Origin of the sequence: Aestuariivirga sp. (assembly GCF_037139295.1) — a bacterium.
In the GTDB taxonomy this organism is placed as follows: Bacteria; Pseudomonadota; Alphaproteobacteria; order Rhizobiales; family Aestuariivirgaceae; genus Aestuariivirga.
This window is the reverse complement of record NZ_JBAXGR010000309.1, coordinates 1-1,593: the sequence shown is the minus strand read 5'-3', so window position 1 is coordinate 1,593 and position 1,593 is coordinate 1. Positions and strand designations below refer to the sequence as shown.

Below are 1,593 nucleotides of genomic sequence, written 5' to 3'. Positions count from 1 at the left end.
ACAAACCACCTCGACCTCATGTCGCTGCTCTGGTTTCGTAATTATCTGAAGAATTATCCGGGTGCACTTCTGTTGATTTCCCATGACCGCGATTTCATGGATGAGCTCATCAACAAGGTTTACGAAATCGATGAAAGCAAGCTCACGGCTTACTCTGGGAACTACAGCGATCATCTCAAGCAGCGTGAGGAGAATTGGGAGCGCGCCATGCAGTCCTACAAAAATCAGCAGCGCGAGATCGAGCAGATGCAGGAGTTTGTTGACCGGTTCCGCTCGGTTGCTTCGAAGGCATCCCAAGCTCAGAGCCGCGAAAAGCAAATTGCCAAAATGGACAAACTCGAGAAACCGAAACCGCTGCGGAAAGCCTTCCGGTTCAACTTCCCCCAGCCGCAGCGCAGCGGCCAGAGGGTGATTTCGTTGCAGGGAGTCGATCAGGCCTATGGCGACAAAAAGGTCTATGAAAATCTCGATCTCGACATTGAGCGCGGGGAACGGACGGTTCTCGTCGGACCCAACGGGGCCGGCAAATCCACGTTGTTGAAGCTTCTGGCGGGAGTGATCCCGTTCCAGAAAGGTGAGCGCAGACTCGGGACGAATGCCAAACTAGGCTACTTCTCCCAGCATCGGGGGGACACGCTCGACCCCGACAAGAGCATTCTTGACGAGGTGAAGGATTGCGCTCCGCTGCTGCGGGATGACGACGTCCGGGCGATCCTTGGTTCATTCCTGTTCAAGAAGGAGGATGTATTCAAGAAATGCCGCGTGCTCAGCGGTGGTGAAAAAAGCCGTGTCAACCTGGTGAAATTCCTGGTGGATCCGCCGAATATTTTGCTCATGGACGAACCCACGACCCACTTGGACATCTGGAGCATTGAGGGGTTGATCCTCGCCCTGCAACGGTTTGAAGGCACGCTGGTCTTCATCAGCCATGACGTTCATTTCATCAAGACCATCGCCACCAAGGTCATTCATATCAATGCCGGCAAGCTCACGTCCTATGCCGGAGACTATGATTACTATCTTGAGAAAACCGGTGCCGAAGAAAATGCGAGGGCGGCGGTGGTTGCGGGTTAGTGTTTCCCGTGCTCTGTCTGTGGCATGATGGCAATCAACAGCCGGGCATCAATCTTAGTGGTGGCGATCGCCTGTCTCACCGCCTGTCATCAGAAGGTCACACCGCCCGAGACCGTTTTTCCGGGTGAACATTGGGTGGAATCAAAACCTGATCAGGTTGGTCTGGACAAGGAAAGATTGAAGGAATTCTCTACCAAAACCGGCGGGTCCGGTTGTGTCACGCGCTACGGACATCTTGTGCATTCATGGGGACATCCCGGCACGGCGATTGATCCAGGATCTGTAGTGAAAGTCATCTTTTCGCATCTGGTTCAGAAATCTGTCAAAGACGGGGAACTCCCGTCGCTTGATGCCACGGCGGTGCAGCATGAACCGGCGCTGGCTGCTTTGAATGCATCACTGGGCCACAAGGATGCCCGCATCACGTGGCGACACTTCCTGAATCAGACTGCTTGCTATGGACAGACCGAAGAGCCGGGAACTGCATTCGATTACAACGACTTCACGATGGTTCTGGCC

General features: G+C 54.0%; 2 protein-coding genes. Both read left to right on the top strand.

Features of this window, described 5'->3' with window-relative positions; genetic code table 11:
• Positions 1–1,074 (top strand): ABC-F family ATP-binding cassette domain-containing protein (locus tag WCJ41_RS22200; protein WP_336908007.1); only part of this gene is annotated, 1,074 nt, incomplete at its 5' end.
• Positions 1,075–1,098: 24 nt separating this feature from the next.
• The coding region (locus tag WCJ41_RS22195; RefSeq protein WP_336908006.1) for a hypothetical protein at positions 1,099–1,593 on the top strand (495 nt) is incomplete at its 3' end.